The organism is Bradyrhizobium stylosanthis (assembly GCF_001641335.1).
GTDB classification, from domain to species: Bacteria; Pseudomonadota; Alphaproteobacteria; order Rhizobiales; family Xanthobacteraceae; genus Bradyrhizobium; species Bradyrhizobium stylosanthis.
Window position 1 is genome coordinate 898285 of the sequence record NZ_LVEM01000001.1, and the last position, 17138, is coordinate 915422.

The window sequence follows — 17138 nt, forward strand, 5'->3', positions numbered from 1 at the left end:
CCGAGCGGATTTGAAGAGACGGGGATCTGGGGGGCCTCACGGTCCAGTCTCCGTAAAATGAGCAACTTGGAGGTTTTAAATGAAAATGGTGAAGAGCCTTTTGCTCGGCACTGCGGCGGGTCTGATCGCCGTCGGCGGAGCGCAGGCGGCTGATCTTCCGGTCAAGGCCAAGGCGGTCGAGTACGTGAAGATCTGCTCGCTCTACGGCGCGGGTTTCTACTACATCCCGGGCAGCGACACCTGCATCAAGCTGGGCGGCTACCTGCGTGCCGAAGTCGCGCTCAATGCCGGCGGCAACTACAGCGCCCAGTACAACGGCGTGTTTGCGGCCAACAACCGCCTGACCAACTACTACTCGATGCGCGCTCGTGAAGACCTCAACATCGACACGCGCACCGCAACGGAATACGGCGTCGTCCGCACCTATTTCGACGCGGTGTTCACCTGGACGACCGGCAACTATGGCGGCACCGGTTCGGGCACGGGCGCGACCCAGTACAGCGGCACGGTCGGCCTCAACGCCGCGGGTACCGGACTCACGGGCTCGAGCGGCGGCGCCGTCAACGGCACCGACGGCGCTATCTCGGGCGGTTCGCTCGGCGTCTACTACGCTTTCATCCAGTTCGCCGGCTTCACCCTCGGTAAGGCGGTGTCGCAGTTCGACGCACCCTGGATCAACTATCCCGGCAACAACTTCGACCAGCTCGTCGGCGGCAGCGGCACCACCAACGGCGTCGTTCAGGCCACCTACACGGCCGATTTCGGTCAGGGCGTGACGGCGGCGTTCTCGCTGCAGGATCAGACGCAGGTCTTCCAGACCAACGTCTGGAACACCGCCGGCATGAGCACCACCGGCGTCCTCGGTGGCGCTTACGGCTCGAACAACCTCGGCGGCACCCGTGCTCCCGACATCGTCGGCATGGTCCGCGTCGACCAGGCCTGGGGCCTGTTCCAGGCATCGGTCGCCGCGCACGACAACCACGCCGGCTATTACGGCGCCACCGAAGTCACCGGTCATCCGGAAGACAAGTGGGGCTGGGCCGTTCAGCTCGCCTTGCAGATCAAGAACATCCCGACCGGCGCCGGCGACGTGATCAACATCTCGGGCGTCTACACCGACGGTGCGAGCCGCTACAACTTCCAGGAGCTGGCCGCGACCAGCTACTCGATGTTCGGCAGCTCGAACGCAGCGTATCAGAGCATCGGCTTTGCCGGCGTGTCTGACGCGGTGTTCGGACCGGGCAGCGGCCTCGAGCTGACCAAGACCTACGGCTTCCGTGGTGCCTACACCCACAACTGGAGCCCGTACTGGAACACGGCGCTGTACGGCGCGTGGGCTGCGGTCAACTACAGCGGCACGGCCAAGGGCCTGATCTGCGGCAGCGCCGCGTTCGCGACCCTGACCGGCACCTGCAACCCGGACTTCAACATCGGCCAGGTCGGCGTCATCACCCGCTGGACGCCGGTGAAGAACCTGACCTTCTCGGCTGACTTCACCTACAGCCACCTCGACCAGAAGTACTCGGGCGTGATCACGACCGGTGCGCTGACGGGCGTCGCCAAGCCGGCGGCCACCTACGAGCTGAAGGACCAGGACACCTACAGCCTGCTGCTGCGCGCCCAGCGCAACTGGTAAGGCTTTAAGCTTCTCTCGAACTCGACGAAGCCCCGGCGGGAAACCGCCGGGGCTTTTTCGCGGATAGAATTGTTTACGGGAAGGGCCTTCGGAAAATCCGGCGGTCCCGTGCAGGGGACGAAGACGAGCTATGCGATTCGATCGCCTTCAAACTTATTTACTTACCTGAGTTAATCAGCTATATAGTTTTCAGCCAAATACGAAAGTAGCGGCTCTTAGCTTCACGCTAAGCCTCCAGAAACCTCCGGTGATGCCCCGCCGGAGGTTTTTCGTTTTGGGCATGGCGTCTTCGCGCGATGCGGATGCGGGCCGTTGCGGCGACAACGTATCGACGAGACGTTAGCCGCGCATCATGCGGGCGCGCGAGTTCGGCCGGTAGGCGAGGCGGCTGTGGCCGGTGCAATAAGGCTGGCCGTCGGGCGCGGTATTGCCGCAGAAGCAGAAATCCTCTTCGCCCGGGCTCGAGATCGGCCAGCGGCAGCGGTTCTCAGAGAGCTCCAGCAGCGAGCAGCGATTGGCATCGTCGATCGAGCCGGGGGCAACAGGCGCGTCGGTCTCGCCGTAGATCGTTGCGAGCATCTCGTATTGCAGCCGCGGCACCGCCCGCGATGCGCGTGCCGGCGGCGCAAGGCTGCGCTCGAGCCTGCGGTCTTCGACGGCGCGGCTGCGCGTCAGATTGAGACGGGAGAGCTTGCCGATCACGGCATTGCGGCTGACGCCGATATCGGCCGCGATCTCGCGGCAGGAGAGGCCGGCTTCGAAATGCTGCTTCAGAAGCTCAATTCGTTCGTCAGTCCAGGTTGGTGAGAGAACAGGCATTGTAACGGTCCCAGGTTGCAGATGTCGGCCATCCGCATCGCAAGATCCGTCCGCATCACGTCCGGCGCGCGCTCACGTCCTGCCATTGTCGCGAATCGACAAAAGCCCGTCCTTGATGGCGAGACGGATGCCTTCCTCGATCAGGGTTCGTGCGACGCCGGGAACGCTGGTGCCGTGGGTGCCCTGTCTCACCAGTTTCTCCAGATAGGTGATGGTCGAGAGCGCCAAGGTTACGGGAATGCGGTCAGTCTCGGCTTTTTCGGTGGCCATGGCCCGAACGCTAGCCTCTTACTCAGGTACATAAAAGTAACGATTAAGACTCTATTTAGGTTCGGGGGTGGAAGTCAAATGCAGCCTGCGCTTGACGATCAGCCCGTTGGAATCGCACAGGAAATTTGGTGCGACTCAGCGCGCCGCACGGCAGGCCGGGCGGCGGCGTCGCGTTGACGGGGCAGGGAAGGCCCGGCCGCTCAGCCGTGCACGAGCGCCTTTTCGATCATGCAATGGATGCCCTTGGAGCCGTTGACGGTCTGGGTCACCCTGAGGTCGGCGGCCAGGCTGCACAGCGTATAGGCGTCCTCGCGCGACAGGTTTCGCTTCTCGCCGAGCAGCACGATCATGTCGCGCAGCGCGCGCATCGCGCACTGGTCGAGGTCGGGATCCATCGCCATGGTCATGTAGTGCGTCGCCGTTTCGGCGCGGGGGTACGCGAACTTCAGGTCCTTGCGCAGCGTCAGGCGGAAGCGGCCCTGCAGCGCGGTCTCGATCGCGGTGACGCAGACCTCGCCGTCGCCCTGCACGCCATGGCCGTCGCCACAGGAGAACATCGCGCCGGGAACGAACACCGGCAGATACAGCGTCGCGCCGGCGCCGAGCTCCTTGTTGTCGAGATTGCCGCCCATGGCGCGCGGCACCAGCGAGGAGATGCGGCCCCAGCTCGGCGGCGGCGACACGCCCATCACGCCGAAGAAGGGTTTCAGCGGCAGGTCGAGGCCCCACGGCATGCGGCCGACCATCCGCGACCGGTCGAGCGGGATGTTGAGGATGCGCGTCTCGTGGAAATCGTCGGGCAGGGTGCCGGAGAGCGGCTTGATCATGTTCCAGCCCCAATCCTGCCGGAGCTGAACGTCGAGGATCTCGACCGCGAGCACGTCGCCGGGCTCGGCGCCCTCGACCGCGATCGGGCCGGTGAGGATGTGGCCGGGCAGCATGCGCTCGTTTTTGGCGTGAACCTCGTGCATCTCCGGCGGAATGTGGAATTTGTCGCGGTCGGGCAGCATGTCCGGACCGCCGCTGATGGTGTCGACCGTCACCTCGTCGCCGCTTTTGATGGTGAGGACGGGCTTGAGCGCGGCCTCGAAGAAGCCCCAATGGCAGGTCTCGGGGCTCGAATGCAGGTGGTGATGGGTCATTTGCGGCCGTCCAATCGGTTTTGCTTGTGATGCCCGGGCTTGACCGGGCGATCGATCCTCTTCCAAGAAGATTTCTGAAGATGGACCGGCCGGTCAAGCCCGCGCACGGCATATCATTTCAGCGAGGCTCCCCCTGTATTTCGTTCTGTCCAAGACCCTCGGCATTGCGCTGCTGCCGATCAACCTCCTGGTCGAGCTCGGCATCCTGTCGCTGGTGCTGATGCTGACGCGCTTTGCCGCGCTCGGCCGCAAGCTCGCGGTGACCACGCTGGTCCTGCTGGTGCTGGCGGCGTTCTCGCCGCTCGGCAACCTGCTGCTCTATCCGCTGGAGTCGCGCTTTCCGGCGTGGGATCCCGCGCGCGGGGCGCCCGACGGCATCATCGTGCTCGGCGGCTCCGTCGACACCGATCTGTCGGCGGCGCATCGCACGCCGGTGGTGCGGCACGCGGCCGATCGCCTGTTCGCGCCGGCCGATCTGGCCCGCCGCTATCCGAACGCGCGCATTGTTTTCACCGGGGGCACCGCGAACCTGATCTCGACCGAGGCCAAGGAAGCCGACTATTCCGCGCCGGTGCTGGAGAGCCTGGGCATCCCGAAAGAGCGCCTGATCCTCGAGCGCGACTCCCGCAACACCTGGGAGAACGCGATCTTCACCAAGCAATTGGTGTCGCCGAAGCCGGGTGAGCGCTGGCTGCTCGTGACGTCGGCCTTCCACATGCCGCGCTCGATGGGGATTTTCCGCAAGGCAGGATTCGACGTCGAGGCCTATCCCGTGGACTGGCGCATGGGCGGGCGTGACGATCTCTTCGCATTCACCCGTGTCGGCGGCGAAGGGCTCGCCAAGACCGACATCGCCATGCGCGAATGGATCGGTCTTCTGACGTACCGCGCCATGGGCCGGACCAGCGAGTTGCTTCCGGGCCCGGCCACGGACTAGGCTCGCACAACAAGAACAAAGCACCGGCGCGATCCGCCGGCCGGAGGACGCCATGTTGCAGCAGAGTGCAGAGACAATCGACCTTGCCGGTCTCGTCGCCGATCTCAACAGCCTGTTGCGGCTGAAGACGACGGTGATCGGCATGAAGCTGTTCGCGCGCGCCGCGGACATGGAAGCGGTCCCCAAGATCCGGCGGCCGAACGCGGTCCACACCACCGACCAGATCGTCAGCATGGCGGCGCGGCTCGGCTGGACGGTCGGCATCACCGCCGACGATCTCGTCGGCGCACAGTGCCGCGCGGTGATCGGCCTCAGCCCCCAGGACGACAAATGGCTCGCCGGCGAAAACTATGTCGGGGTCTGGCACGGCACGGCGGAGGACGCGCGCAAGCGGCAGGAGGCGCTCGACGTGGTGCCGTTCGGGCAGTATCAGGCGCTCGCGGTCAGTCCGCTCGCCAGCGGCCGGCTCGATCCACCCGACATCTGCCTCGTCTACGCGACGCCCGGGCAGATGATCATCCTGATCAACGGGCTGCAATATACCGGCTACAAGAAGTTCGAATGGGGCGTGGTCGGCGAAACCGCCTGCGCCGATTCCTGGGGGCGGGCGCTGAAAACGGGCGAGCCGAGCCTGTCCTTGCCATGCTATGCCGAACGGCGCTATGGCGGCGTGCCGGACGAGGAGATGCTGATGGCGCTGAAGCCTTCGCATCTCGCCAAGGCGGTTGTGGGCATGAAGGCGCTGGCGAAGAACGGCCTGCGCTATCCGATCCCGCCCTATGGCATTCAAAGCGACGTCCGTGCCGGCATGGGCGTGAGTTACGCGAAAAAGTAAGGGACGACCATGAGCTCTCAGGAATTCGACATCGTCGTCTACGGTGCGACCGGTTTCACCGGCCAGCTCGTCGCCGAATATCTGGCGGCGCATTACAAGAACGACAAGGCGCTCAAATGGGCGATGGCGGGCCGCAGCCTCGACAAGCTGAAATCCGTGCGCGATGCGATAGGTGCGCCCTCGGACACGCCGCTGATCGTGGCGGACGCATCCGACGCCGCATCGCTGAAGGCGATGGTGGCGCGGACCAAGTCGGTGATCACGACGGTCGGTCCGTATCAGTTCTACGGCGAAGACCTGCTCGCGGCCTGCGTCGCCGGCGGCACTGACTATTTCGATCTGTGCGGCGAGCCGGTCTGGATGCGGCAGATGATCGACAAGTACGGTGCCGCGGCCAAGGCGAGCGGCGCGCGCATCGTGTTTTCCTGCGGCTACGATTCCGTGCCGTTCGAGCTCGGCACCTTCTTCGTGCAGGAAGAGGCGAAGCGCGTGTTCGGCGCGCCCGCGGCGCGCGTGAAGGGCCGCGTGCGCGACATGCGCGGCACGCTGTCGGGCGGCACCGCGGCGAGCGCGAAAGCGACGTTCGACGCGGTTGCGAAAGATCTCAGCCTCGTCGCCATTCTCAACGATCATTTCGCGCTGACGCCCGGCTTCACCGGACCGAAGCAGCCGAAGGGCAACAGGGCCGTGTTCGAGGAGGACCTGCAGTCCTGGGCCGCACCGTTCATGATGGCGCTGATCAACACCCGCAACGTCCACCGCTCCAACATGCTGATGGGTTTTCCCTACGGCCAGGACTTCGTCTACGACGAGATGGTCCTGACCGGCGCCGGCGAGAAGGGCGAGTCCAACGCCAAGCGCGTGATGGCGGCCAACGCCGAGAAGACCGGTCCGAACGCGCCGAAGCCGGGCGAGGGGCCGTCGAAGGAGGAGCGGGAGAAGGGGCTCTTCAACCTGCTCTACGTCGCGATCGCGCCCGACGGCCGCATGGTCCGTGCCGGCGTCACCGGTGACCGCGATCCCGGCTACGGCTCGACCTCGAAGATGATCTCGGAATGCGCGATCTGCCTGCTGCGCGACGCGAGCGACGTTCCGGGCGGCTTCTGGACGCCGGGCGCAGCGATGCAGCACAAGCTGATCAAGCGGCTGGTCGACAACGCCGGGCTGACGTTCGGGGTGGAGAGCTAGCTCGGTCCCGTGGGGTGGGCAAAGCGAAGCGTGCCCACCAGTGTCGCGATCGGAGAGAGAAGGTGGGCACGGCGCTTTGCGCCTTTGCCCACCCTACGGCACCGGTCGTGCCGCTACACCGCCCGCGCATCATACGCGTACATGAAGTCCATGGCCTTGGCGCCAAGCGGCAACAGCCACTTCATCATCTGATTGCGGACCCAGGCGCCGGAGGCGCTGAACTCGCGCTTGCTGTTGCCGTTGCGGCGGGCCATCGCAACGATCTTCTCGGTGCGCGGACGCCGTTCGGCCTCGAAAGCCTGGAAGGTGGCGCCGAGCTCCTGCCCCTCCTGCATCAGTCGGGCGAGCCGCATCGCGTCCTCGAGCGCGAGCGAGGCGCCCTGGCCGGCATGGGGGCTGGTCGCATGCGCGGCATCCCCGATCAGCAGCGAGCGCTTGCGGGACCAGACCGGCAGGGTCGCGACGTCGAGCGTATCGGTGACCACGATGTTCTCGGCGGCGTCGATGATGTCGGGGATCGGATCGTGCCAGCCGCGATGGAAGCCGCGCAGATGCTGCTTCAGCGTCGCCTGGTCGAGCGCGCGGAACATCGCTGCGTCCATGCCGTGCGCCGGCTGGGTGCTCCACCACATCACGCCGTCGTTGGGATCCGGGCTGCAATGGCCGTAGCCGAAGAAGCCGCTCTGGCCGAACGTGGTCTCGACATGCCGGCCGATGGCGCGGCCATCGAGGACGGCGTGCGGCACGAAGCCACCGAAGCCGATCAGGCCGGTGTTGAACGGTTGCGGGCCATCAGGCACGACCTGGCGGCGCACCACCGAATGCACGCCGTCGGCGCCGATCAGGAAGTCGCCTTCCGCGGTGGTGCCGTCGGAAAAGTAGGCGATGATCGGCTGGTCGCCGCGATCCTCGATCTTGATCAGGCGCTTCTCGAAATAGAGCGAGACGCAGGCGCACCAGGCCTTGTCGATCAGGATCTCGTTCAGGCTCGCGCGGGCGATGTTGACCGCCGGCTGGCCGAAGCGCCGCGCCATGTCGCGGTTGATCGAGCCGAGCCTCTCGCCGCCTTGCGAATAGAAGTCGAACGATTCCGCGACCGAACCGCGGCTGATCAGCTCGTTCGCAAGCCCGATCTCGTCCATCACATGCATGCCGTTCGGCGCGATCTGGAGACCGCCGCCGATGCCCTTCGAGTAGGGCCAGGCCTCGTAGATCGCGGATTCGATGCCGGCGCGGCGCAGCAGGATGGCGGCGACAGGCCCGGCGATGCCGGCGCCGATGATCAGGGCCTTGCGGGGACGGTTGGACATGGCTTGCTCTCGACGTTTCCGTGGTGCTAGGAGATATTACGGTCGCTAAATCTCTTAGTGACTAAGATATATATCGAGTAAGAGAAGAGGCCGACCTTGTCAAGGACGAAGGCGCGCACGGCGTTGTTGGGGCAGCTGGAGGAGGCGATGCGCAGGTCTTCGGCGCAGGGCGTGCTCTATGGCCAGACCGTTGCGAACGTTGCCGGAATTGCCAATTCCGACCTCGAATGCATGGACATCCTCTACCTTGAGGGACGGGTCACGGCGGGCAGGCTCGCCGAGGTCACGGGCCTCACCACGGGCGCCATCACCGGCGTGATCGACCGGCTCGAGAAAGCGGGGCTGGTGCGCCGCGAGCGGGACGAGGCCGACCGCCGCAAGGTCTTCATCACGGTCGTGCCGGAGGCGATCGACAAGCTCAGCCAGTTCTACGTGCCGATGCAGCAGGCGATGGAGAAGGTCTGCAATGGCTATTCCGACGAGGAACTGCGCCTGCTGCTGCGCTTCGCCAATGAGGGCTACAAGGGCGTGGTCGCGGCGACCGAAGCGTTGAAGGGCCTGCTCGATACGCCGCCCGAGAAGCGGCCCGCTCTCAAGCTGAAGACGTTTCGTCAGCCCTAGTCTTGTAGGCCTGCGCGGCGGCGATCATGCCCCACATCGCGCCCAGCATCATCCAGAAGTGCCGCCAGTGGTCGGTGTCGATCACGAAGCTCTCGCCGACGGTGCCGACGAAGGCGGAGAACACCGCGAGATAGGCCCGCTGCCAGGGCACGCGGACGAAGACGTGCCTGAAGCCCATGATCACGGTGGTGAAGACCAGTGCGGGATAGCACACGCCGGAGAGCCAGCCGCCGGACATGAAGGCGTTGAGGTAGGAGTTGTGGGTGTCCTCGGGGAAGTAGCGGTGGAATTGCAGCGGGCCGATGCCGAACGGCAGGTCGAGCGCCATCTCCGCACCGAGGATATGCCGGCCGAACCGGCCGAAGCGGCCCTCGTCATAACTCTGGTCGAAGCTCGCGCGCTGCTTGAACATCTCGGCGGTGGCATCGAATGACAGCAGCACCGCGATCAGCGCCAGTCCGAGCACCGCGGCGACGATCGCCATGATGACGATGCGCGAGCGCTGGGCGTTGGTACGGCTGGTCAGCACCATCAGCGCCAGCATGAAGGCGGAGGTCAGCACCAGCCCGCCCCAGGCGGCGCGGGAGAAGGCGAGCAGGATCGCCAGCGACATGATCCCGAAGGCGAAGACGTTGCGGATCGCCTTGCCGAGCTTGTCCGAGACCACGCTCTGCAGCGCGAACAGCGCCGGCAGGATCAGGAAGGCGCCGAGCACGTTCGGGTCCTTGAACGTGCCGCGCGCGCGTCCATAGAGCGTCAGCAGGTCGTTACCGCCGGGAACGAGGTGGAAATAGCCGGCGACCGCCAGGAGCGAGGCGATCATCGCGCCGACCACGAGGCCGCGGCGGAGCATGTCGAGCCGGGCCGCGGTGTCCTCGGACGTGACCATGGCGAAGAACACGACGGTTACCGCCATGTACCAGGAGGTCGCGATCCAGCTCACCACCTCGGGCTGGTCGTACAGCGGGATCGCGCTGATGGTGTAGCCCACATTGAGAAGGACCAGCATCAGCACCATCGGCATCAGCACGAGCCGCAGGCGCAGGCTGGTGGCGAAGAAAGCGACGGTCGCGAGCAGGGTCGCGATCTCGTACGGGCTCGGCTCGATGAAGACGATGGCGCCGGAGGCGCCGACCAGCCACACCAGCGCGCGCTGCAGCGCCAGCACGCCGGGCGCGGCCGGCGCGGCCAACTTCACTCCACCGGCTGTCGCCGCATACGCCATCACACGCTCACGCTACTCGTACGCCACAAACACCGCTGTCATCGCCCGGCCTGACCGGGCGATCCAGTATTCCGCGGCGCCTGTTGGAGAAAGCGGCTGGCGCTGCGGAGTACTGGATGCCCCGGTTAAGCCGGGGCATGACAGAGAAAACTCAATACGCGTTCTCGTTCTTGGTCAGCAGCGAGATCGGCGTCTTCAGGAGAATGACGAGGTCGAACAGCACCGACCAGTTCTCGATGTAATAGAGGTCGAACTCGACTCGCTTCTGGATCTTTTCTTCATTGTCGATCTCGCCGCGCCAGCCGTTGATCTGGGCCCAGCCGGTGATGCCGGGCTTGACGCGGTGGCGGGCGAAATAGCCGTCGACGGCTTCGTCGAACAGGCGGCTCTGGAGCTTGCCCTGAACCGCATGCGGGCGCGGGCCGACCAGAGAGAGATTGCCGGAGACGACCACGTTGAAGAGCTGCGGCAGCTCGTCGAGGCTGGTCTTGCGGATGAAGCGGCCGACGCGGGTGACGCGCGGATCGTTCTTGGTCACGACCTTCGAGGCTGTCGGATCGGCCTGATGGTGGTACATCGAGCGGAACTTGTAGACGTCGATGCGCTCGTTGTTGAAGCCGAAGCGTTTCTGGCGGAACAGCACCGGGCCGGGGCTGTCGAGCTTGATCGCCAGCGCCACGAGCCCCATCACCGGCAGTGCCGCGAGCAGCGCGAGGCAGCCGACGATGCGGTCGAACAGCCATTTCATCACCAGGTCCCAGTCGGTGATCGGCGCCTCGAACACGTCCAGCGTCGGCACCTCGCCGAGATAGGAATAGGAGCGAGGACGGAAGCGCAGCTTGTTGGTGTGCGCGGAGAGGCGGATGTCGACCGGCAGCACCCAGAGCTTCTTCAGCATTTCCAGGATGCGGGTCTCCGCCGAGATCGGCAGCGCGAACAGCACGAGATCGACGCGGGTGCGGCGGGCGAACTCGACGATGTCGTCGACCTTGCCGAGCTTGCGCGCGCCGGCGCAAGTGTCGAGCGCGCGGCTGTCGTTGCGGTCGTCGAACACGCCGAGCACGTGGATGTCGGAATCCTCCTGCGCATTCAGCGCCTCGACCAGCTGCTCGCCGTTGCGGTCGGAGCCGACGATGATGGTGCGGCGGTCGAGCCGGCCCTCGCGCGCCCAGGCGCGCACCAGCGAGCGTAGCACCAGACGCTGAGAGATCAGCGCGACGAGCCCGAGGAAGTAGAAGGCGGCGAGCCACAGCCGCGATATCTCGCTGCCGAACTTGGCGAAGAACGAGATGCCGATGAACAGCAGGAACACGAACGACCAGGACGAGATCATCCGCGTCATCTGGCGGAGCTGGCCGCGGAACAGTTGCACCTGGTAGAGGTCGGCGGCCTGGAAGCAGACCACCGCGGCGACCGCGACGGCGACGATCTCCGCAGGATAGATCCAGCTGAAGGATCCCGCGAGCGGCATGACATAGCCGACATAGACGGCGATGCCGACGAGGCTCAGCAGGACGAAATCGGCGAGGCGGACGAAGCCGGCGATCACGATCGGCGAATAGGCACGCGCGACCTTCTGGTTGACGACCTCGAGCGCGGCGGGTGTGAGCCGGCGGCGACGCTCCACGAAAGGCTGGTCAGCGGGCCTGGCCGCGGCGCTGGTCGCGGCATCGAGCATCGAGCGTGCGTTGAGCGGTTCCACGGGCGTCCACGTCCATTCCAAAAGCCCGCGGGTCGCGACTTTGCACCCCGGGTGAGCATCCCCTGGCACATCGATTATCGAACAAATCGGAAGATTCTCTAAAGCCGGCCTTAAGGATGGCTAATGATTGGTAAATGCGTCGCGATAACCCGCGAGCACGCCCTCGACCATCGCCTGCTGGGAGAAGTGCGCGGAGATCCGTTCGCGCAAGGACACCGCGCGCTGCGCGGTGGTTTTGGGATCATCGAGCGCCGCAGCGATCGCCTCCGCCATGGCCTCGGGATTGCTCGGTGCGAACAGAGCGGGGCTGTCGCTGCCGAATATCTCGGGGATGCCGCCGATCTTCGAGGCGATCATCGGGATGCCTGCGGCGCCGGCCTCGATCACGACATAGGGCATGGAATCGCCGCGCGAGGGAACGACCAGCAGCCCTCCCTTGGAGAAGCCGTAGCGCGCCTTGACGTGGCCGACGAAACGAATGGCACTGGTGAGGCCGAGCCTCTCGACCTGCGCCTTCAGCGCCGCCGTCTCCTCGCCGTCGCCGCCGAGCGTGAGCGTGACCTTCTTGCCGCCTTCGTGCAGCCGCGCGACGGCATCGACAAGGAGATCCGCGCCCTTGATGTGCCTGAACTCGCCGACGTAGCAGATGTCGGTGGCGTCCTCGGCGGTGATGACGGGCTCGAACTCCTCCGGTGTCACGCCGTTGAAGACGCAATGCACCACGCCCTTGGGCGTACCGACGATGCGCTGATAGGTGTCGCGGGCAAATGCGCTCTCGAACAGGAAGAGGTCCGTCGCGCCCATCAGCGAGCGCTCGAGCCGCGCGTAGAATTCGCCCTTCAGCGTGTTGAGCGGATAATGCAGCGAGCCGCCATGCGGGGTGTAGATACGGATGGCGTCGTCGGTGCGCCGTCGCATGCGGATGAATGCGCCGGCCTTGGCGCCGTGGCCGTGCAGGACGTCGGGCTTGAGCGTAGCGATCAGGCGCCGCATGCGGAGCCAAACCAGGAAATCGTCCGGCGACGGCTCGCGGCGGATCGCCATCCGGTGAACGCCGAGCTTCAGCCTTGGCGCGAGCTCGGCCAGCGCTTTGTCGGCGCGTTCGCCGCCGGTCAGGCTGTCGGCGAGAATCCCGACATGATGGCCGCGGTCGACCTGACCGTTGGCGACGTCGAGGATGTGGCGAAAGATTCCGCCGACCGGGGCGCGCACGGCGTGCAGGATTCGAAGCGGCTGGTCGGGTGAGGGGGGCATGATCAAAACCAGCGCTCGACGGCGAAGACCGAACAATTCCGAGGAAAATATCGCGTTGGATTAAGAGCCTTCGTGGTTAACAAACGGTGACGAGCGCGTGCGTGCAACGCGCGCGACGTCGCGATTAACCCAGCGGCAACCTTAATGGAGTGTAATCGCCCCGGTTGAGGTAGCTTGGTGGCGTTGCCCCTGCGGGAGTGTTCGATGCGTTTAGCGTTCTGGCGTGCCGGCAGAGCCAAGGCCGTGGTCGAGCGGGCTGTTTCGAAGTCCAGAGCCGAAGCCGCGCACAAGGCCGAAGCTGCCAAGATTGAATCGACCAAGCCCGAAGCGGCCGCGACTGAATCGTACAAGGCTGAAACCACCAAGGTTGAATCGAAGGCTGCGCCCGCCGCCGCGAAGCAGGCTCAGGCCGAATCCGGCGACCTCGATTTGCATGCGCTCGGCGCGGCGTTGGCGCGTAAGCGCGGCTGGATCATCGTGCCGACGGTGCTGGCGCTCGTCGGGTCGATCGCCGTCGTCAACCTGGTCACCCCGCGCTACAAGTCCGAATCCCGCATCCTGATCGACGGCCGCGAGAACGTGTTCCTGCGCCCGAGCAGCGACCGCACCGAGGAGCGCCAGGCGCTCGACGCCGAGGCCGTCACCAGCCAGGTGCAGCTCGTGCTGTCGCGCGACCTCGCGCGTGAGATCATCAAGAAGAACAAGCTTGCCGAGCGCCCCGAATTCGATCCGGTGCTGCAGGGCGTTTCGCCGCTGAAGTCGCTGGCGGCTCTCGTCGGCATCGGTCGCGATCCGTTCTCGATGACGCCGGAAGAGCGCGTGCTCGACGCCTATTATGAGCGCCTGCAGGCCTATGCCGTCGACAAGTCGCGCGTCATCGTGGTCGAATTCCAGTCCGCCGATCCCGACCTTGCCGCACGCGTCGCCAATTCGATCGCCGAGGGCTATCTCGTGCTGCAGCAGAGCGCGCGCCAGGACCAGGCCAAGAACGCGAGCCAGTGGCTTGCGGGCGAGATCGAGAATCTCCGCAAGAAAGTGTCCGACGCCGAAGCCAGGGTCGAGGATTTCCGCTCCAAGTCGAGCCTGTTCGTCGGCACCAACAACACCACGCTGTCGAACCAGCAGATGGGCGAGGTCAACACCCAGCTCAACAATGCGCGCTCGATGAAGGCCGATGCCGAATCCAAGGCGCGGCTGATCAAGGAGATGCTCCAGAGCGGCAAGCCGATCGAGGCATCCGAAGTGGTGAACTCCGAGCTGATGCGGCGCTTGTCGGAGCAGCGGGTGACGTTGCGCGCGCAGCTCGCGGAACAATCCTCCACGCTGCTCGGCAATCACCCGCGCATCAAGGAGCTGAAGGCCCAGCTCGGCGACCTCGACAACCAGATACGGGACGAGGCGGCCAAGATCTCCCGCTCGCTCGAAAGCGACGCACGCATCGCCAGCGGCCGGGTCGACGGCCTGACCGCGAGCCTGGAGCAACTCAAGAAGCAGGCGACATCGACCAATGGCCAGGACGTTCAGCTTCGTGCGCTCGAGCGCGAGGCCAAGGCGCAGCGCGACCTGCTCGAGTCGTATCTGGCAAAATATCGCGAGGCCAACACTCGCGAGACCATCGACACCGCGCCGACCGACGGCCGCATCATCTCGCGCGCCATCGTTTCCAACACGCCGGCCTATCCCAAGAAGCTGCCGATCGTGCTGATCGCGACCATCGCGACGCTGCTGCTGTCGTCGGGCGTCGTCGTCACCGGCGAGCTGCTGCGTCAGACCGCGCCGCGGGCGGCGGCCGTGTTCGCGCCGGCGGCCTCACAAAGGCAGGCTGCGGCTCGCCAAGAGCCGTTTGTTGAGCCGCCGTTTGTTGAGCCGCCGTTTGTTGAGCCGCCGTTCGTTGAACCGCCGGTCGTCGCGCCGCCTGTCGCTCCATCCGCCGAACCGGTCTTCGAACCGATCGTGGACGAGTCCCTGCCGCTTCAGCCGGAGATGACGGCCGATGCCGGTCTCGCCGAATTCGCCGAGATCGAGCACCTCGCTAACAGACTGCGCGCCGCGGGCGGGGCGGCGAAAAAGGTCACGGTGCTCGGCACCGCATCGGGCGAGGCCGTCACTTTGTCGGCGCTGACGCTGGCCCGCCATCTGGCGCGCGACGCGCGCGTCGTCCTGGTCGATCTCGCGGCGTCCTCGCCGACCATCGCCGCGGTGTCGGTCGACGCCTCCGCGCCCGGCCTTGCCGAGCTGATGCAGGGCGAAGCCTCGTTCGCGCAGGTCATCACCCGGGACAAGCTGTCGCGGCTGCATCTGGTCATGGCGGGGCGTGCCGGCTTCGACCGCAGCCTGCTGCAGTCACCGCGCGTGGGCCTTGCGATCGACGCGCTGCTGCGCGCCTACGACCATGTGCTGCTCGACGCCGGCGGTGCATCCGATCTTCCTGCGGAGCTGCTGACGACCAGCGCCCGCGCCATCGTGGTGCCCGATGCCGCGATGGCGGCCGATGCGCGCACGCTGATGTGCGAGCAGTTGAAGGCCGTCGGCTTCAGCGAGGTGACGATGCTGAGCAAGCCGGTCCAGGCGCCGAATGCAGTGGAGACCCCGCGCGTGGTGGCGGCGTGATCTTTCCCTCTCCCTTGTGGGAGAGGGTGGCTCGTCGCGTTAGCGGCGAGACGGGTGAGGGGTCTCTCTTCCCGAGTCCCACTGCCATTTGAGTCTGCGGAAACAACCCCTCATCCGGCGCTTCGCGCCACCTTCTCCCACAAGGGAAGAAGGGAAGGCAGGAATCGTAGGGTGGGCAAAGGCGCACTTGCGCCGTGCCCACCAGCTGTCAACGATTGCCATAGACGTGGGCACGCTTCGCTTTGCCCACCCTACGATACTCTGCGCGTGGACGGTTTTTACCCGAACGCCTGCCGCAGCCGGCGCGCCAAATCGAACAGCATCTGGTTCTGCTTCACCAGCCGCTTGCCGTGGCTGAGCGACGACATCGCCATCGCCGCCAGCTTTCCGCGCGAGGTCAGCGGCACGAAGCTGTCGAAAATGTCCTCGTCGTCCTTGCAGAACATCCGCTTGTACTCGTCGGAGCCGATGCCGAGGTCGAGCGAGCGGTAACCGCGCTCGGCGTAGCGGTCGATGATGTAGCGCATCAGGATCAGGCCCGGGCTGTAGCGGGCATGCTCGGACATCGTGTAGGTGTTGAACATCATCGAGAAGCGCTGGCCGTCGGCAACGCCGGCAAAGATCGCGATCACTTCCTCCTCGCATTCGAGCGCGTGGATGTCGATGACGCGGCCCTCGCCGCGCGGCGCGAGGCACGCGCTGCGGACGAACTGCTCGACCCCCGGCTCGGCGAAGACGTTCGGCAGCTTCTGCTCCGCCATCCGCACCGGCTTGACGCGGAAGAACCAGTCGAGCAGGCGGGTGACGTCGGCGTCGGTCGTGGCAAGATGATAACGATAGCCTGCGAGCGACTGGAGCTTCTTCTCCTTGCTCTTGAGGCGGCGGCGGAAGGAGTTGCTGATCCGCGATGCGGGCGGCCCGCCGGGCTCCATCGTCAGCAGCGGGCAGCCGTTGATCGCGCTCTGTCGCGGCAGGGCCGCAAACGGATTTTGCTGGTCGCTCCAACGCAGCGGCTGCTGCGTCAGCGCCAGCACGTCGACGTGCTCGCCGAGCGCGGCGAACAGGCCGTCGAGATCGGCGGCGCCGGCCTGGCCTGCGAATTCGCTATTCCACAGACCCATGTTGAAGGTCGTGTGCTTGCCGCCCATGAAGCAGGCGGTGCGTACGCCATGGCCCTGGCGCAGCGAGAGCGGCAGCAGCAGCAGCGGCTGGCGGTCGGCGTCGCGGGCGATGACGATGAAGGGACGGGCGCCTTCGTGAGCGCCGACCTGCTTTTGCCAGGGACCGAGCAGGTCGAAGCGCTGGTAGGGCGTGAAGAGGTGACCGGGCTCCTCGAAGGCGCGCCAGACCGCCTCGGCCTCGCCGAGCTCCCGGACGATATCGACATGCGCGATACGGCTCGCTTTCGACCGCGCTGGCGCTTCTGCCGTCCGGCTTTGCATCGCCGCAGCCATGGTCATTCGCGAAACCTGTCGAGAAAACGGAAAATGCGTAATTCGGCCTGTGGCCGACCTTTGCAAAGAAATGTCAACAAAGGGTAATGAGGATGGGCGAGGGAACGGGCCGCCGGCGAGCGCGAAGGTGGGATA

14 protein-coding genes are annotated in these 17138 nt (G+C 65.6%); 6 read left to right on the forward strand and 8 right to left on the reverse strand.

Annotated elements, in window-relative coordinates:
* Positions 1-79 precede the first annotated feature (79 nt).
* The gene (locus A7X65_RS04480) at positions 80-1636 is read left to right on the forward strand and encodes a porin (RefSeq protein ID WP_063683104.1); all 1557 of its coding nucleotides are present in this window, start codon (positions 80-82) and stop codon (positions 1634-1636) included.
* Between the two features lie 339 nt (positions 1637-1975).
* Here A7X65_RS04480 and A7X65_RS04485 read toward each other — a convergent pair whose 3' ends face one another.
* From A7X65_RS04485 to A7X65_RS04495, 3 genes are all read right to left on the reverse strand, one after another.
* Entirely contained in the window at positions 1976-2455 is a 480-nt protein-coding gene (locus tag A7X65_RS04485; RefSeq protein WP_063683105.1) for a GcrA family cell cycle regulator, read from the reverse strand.
* Positions 2456-2527: 72 nt separating this feature from the next.
* Positions 2528-2725 carry a hypothetical protein gene (locus A7X65_RS04490; RefSeq protein ID WP_007603456.1) on the reverse strand — a complete coding sequence of 66 codons (198 nt, stop codon included), beginning with the start codon at positions 2723-2725 and terminating at the stop codon, positions 2528-2530.
* 200 nt (positions 2726-2925) lie between these two features.
* Positions 2926-3867, reverse strand: a complete 942-nt coding sequence (locus tag A7X65_RS04495) for an acetamidase/formamidase family protein (RefSeq protein WP_063683106.1) — start codon at positions 3865-3867, stop codon at positions 2926-2928.
* A 133-nt stretch (positions 3868-4000) separates the two neighbouring features.
* Between A7X65_RS04495 and A7X65_RS04500 the strand changes: the two genes are divergently transcribed.
* From A7X65_RS04500 to A7X65_RS04510, 3 genes are read left to right on the forward strand one after another with little or no spacing between them, the layout of a single operon-like run.
* Positions 4001-4804: a YdcF family protein gene (locus A7X65_RS04500; protein WP_245323410.1), complete on the forward strand. Its 804-nt coding sequence runs from the start codon at positions 4001-4003 to the stop codon at positions 4802-4804.
* A 52-nt stretch (positions 4805-4856) separates the two neighbouring features.
* Positions 4857-5639, forward strand: a complete 783-nt coding sequence (locus tag A7X65_RS04505; RefSeq protein ID WP_063683108.1) for a DUF169 domain-containing protein — start codon at positions 4857-4859, stop codon at positions 5637-5639.
* Positions 5640-5648: 9 nt separating this feature from the next.
* On the forward strand, positions 5649-6827 hold the full coding sequence (locus tag A7X65_RS04510; protein ID WP_063683109.1) for a saccharopine dehydrogenase family protein: 1179 nt from the start codon (positions 5649-5651) through the stop codon (positions 6825-6827).
* A 113-nt stretch (positions 6828-6940) separates the two neighbouring features.
* On the opposite strand, the gene A7X65_RS04515 is transcribed toward A7X65_RS04510, so the two are convergent.
* On the reverse strand, positions 6941-8137 hold the full coding sequence (locus tag A7X65_RS04515; RefSeq protein WP_063683110.1) for an FAD-dependent monooxygenase: 1197 nt from the start codon (positions 8135-8137) through the stop codon (positions 6941-6943).
* Between the two features lie 147 nt (positions 8138-8284).
* On the opposite strand from A7X65_RS04515, the gene A7X65_RS04520 reads away from it, so the two are divergent.
* Positions 8285-8758: a MarR family transcriptional regulator gene (locus A7X65_RS04520; RefSeq protein ID WP_063684796.1), complete on the forward strand. Its 474-nt coding sequence runs from the start codon at positions 8285-8287 to the stop codon at positions 8756-8758.
* Here the strand turns inward: A7X65_RS04520 and A7X65_RS04525 are convergent.
* The 3 genes from A7X65_RS04525 to A7X65_RS04535 all read right to left on the reverse strand — a co-directional run bounded on the left by A7X65_RS04525 (position 8730) and on the right by A7X65_RS04535 (position 12939).
* Positions 8730-9983 (reverse strand): O-antigen ligase family protein, encoded by a 1254-nt coding sequence (locus tag A7X65_RS04525; RefSeq protein WP_063683111.1) that lies wholly within the window; start codon positions 9981-9983, stop codon positions 8730-8732. The two genes, A7X65_RS04520 and A7X65_RS04525, sit on opposite strands and share 29 nt — an antisense overlap.
* 151 nt (positions 9984-10134) lie before the next feature.
* Positions 10135-11685: an undecaprenyl-phosphate glucose phosphotransferase gene (locus tag A7X65_RS04530; RefSeq protein ID WP_063683112.1), complete on the reverse strand. Its 1551-nt coding sequence runs from the start codon at positions 11683-11685 to the stop codon at positions 10135-10137.
* A gap of 120 nt (positions 11686-11805) precedes the next feature.
* On the reverse strand, positions 11806-12939 hold the full coding sequence (locus A7X65_RS04535) for a glycosyltransferase family 4 protein (RefSeq protein ID WP_063684797.1): 1134 nt from the start codon (positions 12937-12939) through the stop codon (positions 11806-11808).
* Positions 12940-13143: 204 nt separating this feature from the next.
* Here A7X65_RS04535 and A7X65_RS04540 point away from each other — a divergent pair, with 204 nt between their 5' ends.
* Positions 13144-15549: a GumC family protein gene (locus tag A7X65_RS04540; protein ID WP_063683113.1), complete on the forward strand. Its 2406-nt coding sequence runs from the start codon at positions 13144-13146 to the stop codon at positions 15547-15549.
* A 278-nt stretch (positions 15550-15827) separates the two neighbouring features.
* On the opposite strand, the gene A7X65_RS04545 is transcribed toward A7X65_RS04540, so the two are convergent.
* Positions 15828-17009 (reverse strand): GNAT family N-acetyltransferase, encoded by a 1182-nt coding sequence (locus tag A7X65_RS04545; protein ID WP_063683114.1) that lies wholly within the window; start codon positions 17007-17009, stop codon positions 15828-15830.
* Positions 17010-17138: the final 129 nt, after the last annotated feature.